The sequence below is a fragment of the Pseudogemmobacter faecipullorum genome, assembly GCF_020539525.1.
In the GTDB taxonomy this organism is placed as follows: Bacteria; Pseudomonadota; Alphaproteobacteria; order Rhodobacterales; family Rhodobacteraceae; genus Pseudogemmobacter; species Pseudogemmobacter faecipullorum.
Genome location: NZ_JACDXX010000053.1, coordinates 1 through 3,903 on the forward strand (window position 1 = coordinate 1; position 3,903 = coordinate 3,903).

Consider the following 3,903-nt stretch of genomic DNA (forward strand, 5'->3'; position numbering starts at 1 on the left):
AAAAATCCTCGGGGCGCTCAACGCCCTTCAGCAGCTCATCCAGTAGTTCCTTGGAGATCGTCATGCATGCTTCCTTTCGATGAAGCATGGACCGGATCACTCATACACAAAAGACAGGACACTCTCCCGCTTCCAAGGCGCGTTGACACCAGCATCATCGCATCCACAAGGCTGTCACAGGTGCCGAGATCGACGCTGCGCTCGAAGGCCCACTGCTCGAGCTCGGGATCGAGATAGCGCGCCTCGCCGGAACAGCTGACGGTCAGAGGATAGCGCTGCGCCAATTGAAGCTGCGCAAGGGCCTGGCTGATCAGCACCCGCCCGGCGGATCGAAACCCTTCAGTTGAACCAGTATAGGTCATCGCGGTGTCTCCACGACGGGCAGCGGAAGCCTCTCTCCCAGCTCATGACCCGTCGCTTTACCGCGCCCCACCTCTTCCTCCCGGTCGCGCACAAGGCGCGCACGGCCGAGATCAGCGGAACCGACAGTCAGTCATCGCCATTGGTCAGATCTCGATGCCGCGTGGGATCGATCACGAACCCGAACAGACCGGGTTCATACTCGGCCGAGGGGATGAGGAAGCGGCGGCGGTCGACGCCCGAGCCACGCTGCCCGCCCGGCGTCGCAGTCGTTTCCACGAAACCCGGAAAGCGATCCGAAATGACTGCCGAGATAGCAATCCAGTCTCCAGCGTGCTGACACTCGAAGATCTGGCGATCCTGCTCCCGGGATTCGCCGGGCTGAAGGGAGCGGCCATGTATGGCCTCCCAGGCTTCCGGCCAGTGATTGCGCAGTGCCTCATCGGCCAGACGGCGTTCATAACCCGTGAACAGTTCCGGCAGCGCCTGCGCAACCGCTGCCCATTCAGCGTCCTCCTCGTAGAAGCCGGAGGAGGATCGCAGCAGCAGATGCACGCGGTCGTTCTGCTCTGGTGCAAGCTCGAACCCCCCATGCCCGGCCGTGGTGTGGCAGAGCACACCTTCACCATAGATCGTCGCGCCCCGCGACGCGCCCCATGGTGTATGGACCCGCGAGCCAACCTCACGTCGCCCGAGTGCAGCACGCTCACGCTGGTGTTCAGCATTCTCGGCGACAAGCGCCCGGAACGCGGCCTCGTCGGCCACATCGCCGGAATGGCCGTAGAAGTCGTCGCGCCTCCATGTTTCCAGCGGGAGAGAGAGCCGCAAGCCTGTCGCCAGGAAATGACGTCCCTGCCGGGTCGGCACCATCGCGAAGGCGGTGTCGCCGACCCGCGCGACCAGCAGGCCGTCGGCGCTGCGCCCAAACTCGACGACGGGCAGATGCCGGGAGGGAGAAGTGGAGGTGATCGAAACCGTGATGTTCATCCTGCAACCGCCTCCACGGCGTCGATGTCCTCGCCATTCAGAACGGCTTTCAACCATTCATGCGTGCTGATCCAGCCGATGCTTTTGCGAGCACCCAGATCAATGACATGCGCCCCACCGCCGAAAGCCTCGACCCTGGGGCGAGAGCAGGTATTGGCATAGTCGAACCCCCAGAGACCGGTGAGGTTCAGCTCTTCGGCAAGGCGCAGCACGAAGTTGATGACGCCCTCGACATCACCCTGATCATCATCATGGATCCAAAGCTGCGAGCCGCTCGGCCCGTCCTGCTGGACAAGTTCGAAGCCGTCGAAAGCAGGCTCGTCGGCATCCGCCTCTTCGGCGCGCAAGCGGTGGAACAGCGCCATCGCCTTGGCGGCGTTTTCGGGCGAGCCCGTATCGAGCAGGCAGGAGAAGTGCGTGAAATAGTCGGCCATGACAGGCTCCTTGTCAGAAATGGAAAACCCGGCACGAGGCTGGGTCTGATTGGGATTGGGCTGAAGGAATGGGTCAGGTGCCTGGGAATGTGGAAACTGCAGCCGCATGGGCGGCCAGCATCTGGCGGTAGAAACGCCGCCGGGCGAGCCTGAGACCGGAATCCTTGCGGATAGTAGGATGGAAGGCCCGGGCCGCGGCGCGAAGAACTGTGAACGCTGCGGCATCAGGTGAAAGGCCGAGAAGGGGGTAGAACGGATCGGGAGGCGCCGTCGGGGCTGCAGGCAACGGCTCCACTTCGGCCTCGATCTTCGGCGTGCGCCCCATCCAGGGTTCTGGCCGGATCGCGCGTGCCCAGTCGGCGAAGCTCGGGATGTGGCCGAGATCCTCGCGGACATGCTACTCGCCCACCCATCGCGTCGGGATTACCCGGCCGGAGGAGAGGGTCAGAGTCTTGCCGAACACTGTTTCCAGCAAGAAGATACCTTCGGCATGGTGGCGCAAAGCTCGGTGCCGGAAGTCAGCAAGGATCAGTTTCGAGGAATCGAACCAGCTATGCAGCTCGATATAATCCTCGACTTCGCCGCCCCATTTCTTCACTGAGGACAGGGCGTGATGATAGGGATGTGCCATTTGCCCTGCCCTCAGAAGGTGTGGTTGAACTGTTCGGAAGAGGTGAACCGCTCGTTGTAGTCGAGCAGGATCGTCCCGGCCTCGGCGTCGAAATGGAACTCGCCGAACGCGCCGTCGCAGTTCTCCCAGCCGCCATGGCTGTCCGAGAGGAGGTCATAGGCGAGGGTCTCGACAGCGTCCGAGAGCGACATGCTGCTGGTCGAAATCTCGCTGATGCCCCAGCTGACCTGTGCGAGGGTGATCGCGGTGTCCGGCATCGGCACTACGATTTCACCACGGCGGGCATCGATGTCTTCGACCTGCCCACTGTCGCCGGCGCCGTCGAAGGTGACGATGATCTCGGAGATCCCGGCGGCGCGCATGGCCGCGAACAGCGTCTCCTTGTTCTGCGCCATTGCGGTGGTGCTGAGCGTCTGATGCGCCAGTTGCGAGGCATCAAACTGCGCCATGGCGACCGCCAGGTTGCCTTCCGGGGTGGCTGCTATCTCGTGGGTCATGGGACTTCTCCTGAGAGCGAAGGGACAGGTGAAGCCGACCGGCGCTCTCTCTGGGACCGGAAGGCTCGCCCTTCCCGGATCCCTCCTCGACCTCTCCCGCACCGGGGTTCATCCCGGCTCCTCCGTGCGGCGCGCGCCACAGGCGGGTGATCGCGCGACCCCGGTGGACGGCGCGGCCCGCCGCGCGCGGGCCGGCCGAAGGGGGGTGAGGCGCTTGCGCGCCTCACTGCCAAGGGTCGATCTCCAGGGCGATGAGCGTCTCATCGCCATCATATTCATCGGCGGGCATGGCGGCATGGCTGCCATCGCCGGCCTGAAACACGACGATCGAGACCATCAGCGTGGCGGCGAGGCTGGCGGCGAAAGCGGTGGCATCCTTCTTGGACATGGGACTGGCTCCTGTCTTTGGAGACGAGGGACCATCCCCCGCTCAACAGGCGCCCGAAGTGTCTGACCGGATCTGCAATCACCCGAGGGCGTTCGGGCCTCTTGCCCGAATCCCCGAGGGCGGCACGCAAAGCGTCAAGCCGACCCTTTACGGGTTGATTTCAAAGAGAAGGATCGGACCAAGGTTTGCGAATGGAAGCGGGGATGGGGCTTTGGCTCTGACAGGAGCCTGATCCCATGACGGGATGCCTCCGCTGCCGCCAGCCTTGGCGCTTCGCTGATCAAAGGCGTCGACGTGTTTCAGGCCAGATTGCAGATCTGTGCCGCACCGACGATGAATACGGTGGCTTCCAGCGAATGCCTGATAGACCCCTGGCACAGGGCGCAAGCGCCGAACTCAGCCCCTTCGCACCCCGCCGAGCACACCCCTCGTCCCCCCTGTCCGCGACCGCGACAATCTCAGCCTGTACAAGAGTCAGAGCGCGTTACCTCGCACACTTGATTGGAAGAAAAACATAGCCTATTTTCTAACACATGAAGACTGTATCTGCCTCTGTTCCCGATCGGATCATGAAGCGTGTCCGCGCTAGCGGACGCGGCAGCGTCT

At 63.2% G+C, this 3,903-nt stretch carries 7 protein-coding genes; all 7 read right to left on the reverse strand.

The genetic code is table 11. The features are described from left to right. Positions 1–35: 35 nt before the first annotated feature. On the reverse strand, positions 36–362 hold the full coding sequence (locus H0485_RS20860; protein ID WP_226937822.1) for a hypothetical protein: 327 nt from the start codon (positions 360–362) through the stop codon (positions 36–38). A gap of 127 nt (positions 363–489) precedes the next feature. Further along, positions 490–1,347, reverse strand: a complete 858-nt coding sequence (locus H0485_RS20865) for a DUF7007 domain-containing protein (RefSeq protein WP_226937823.1) — start codon at positions 1,345–1,347, stop codon at positions 490–492. After that, positions 1,344–1,781, reverse strand: a complete 438-nt coding sequence (locus H0485_RS20870; RefSeq protein ID WP_226937824.1) for a hypothetical protein — start codon at positions 1,779–1,781, stop codon at positions 1,344–1,346. The genes H0485_RS20865 and H0485_RS20870 overlap by 4 nt, the downstream gene beginning before the upstream one ends. 73 nt (positions 1,782–1,854) lie before the next feature. Continuing rightward, entirely contained in the window at positions 1,855–2,106 is a 252-nt protein-coding gene (locus tag H0485_RS20875; RefSeq protein ID WP_435531524.1) for a hypothetical protein, read from the reverse strand. A gap of 72 nt (positions 2,107–2,178) precedes the next feature. Further along, positions 2,179–2,412 carry a DUF6915 family protein gene (locus tag H0485_RS20880; protein WP_435531525.1) on the reverse strand — a complete coding sequence of 78 codons (234 nt, stop codon included), beginning with the start codon at positions 2,410–2,412 and terminating at the stop codon, positions 2,179–2,181. 11 nt (positions 2,413–2,423) lie between these two features. After that, positions 2,424–2,909: a DUF6878 family protein gene (locus tag H0485_RS20885; RefSeq protein ID WP_226937825.1), complete on the reverse strand. Its 486-nt coding sequence runs from the start codon at positions 2,907–2,909 to the stop codon at positions 2,424–2,426. A gap of 223 nt (positions 2,910–3,132) precedes the next feature. After that, the gene (locus H0485_RS20890) at positions 3,133–3,297 is read right to left on the reverse strand and encodes a hypothetical protein (protein ID WP_169742256.1); all 165 of its coding nucleotides are present in this window, start codon (positions 3,295–3,297) and stop codon (positions 3,133–3,135) included. Positions 3,298–3,903: the final 606 nt, after the last annotated feature.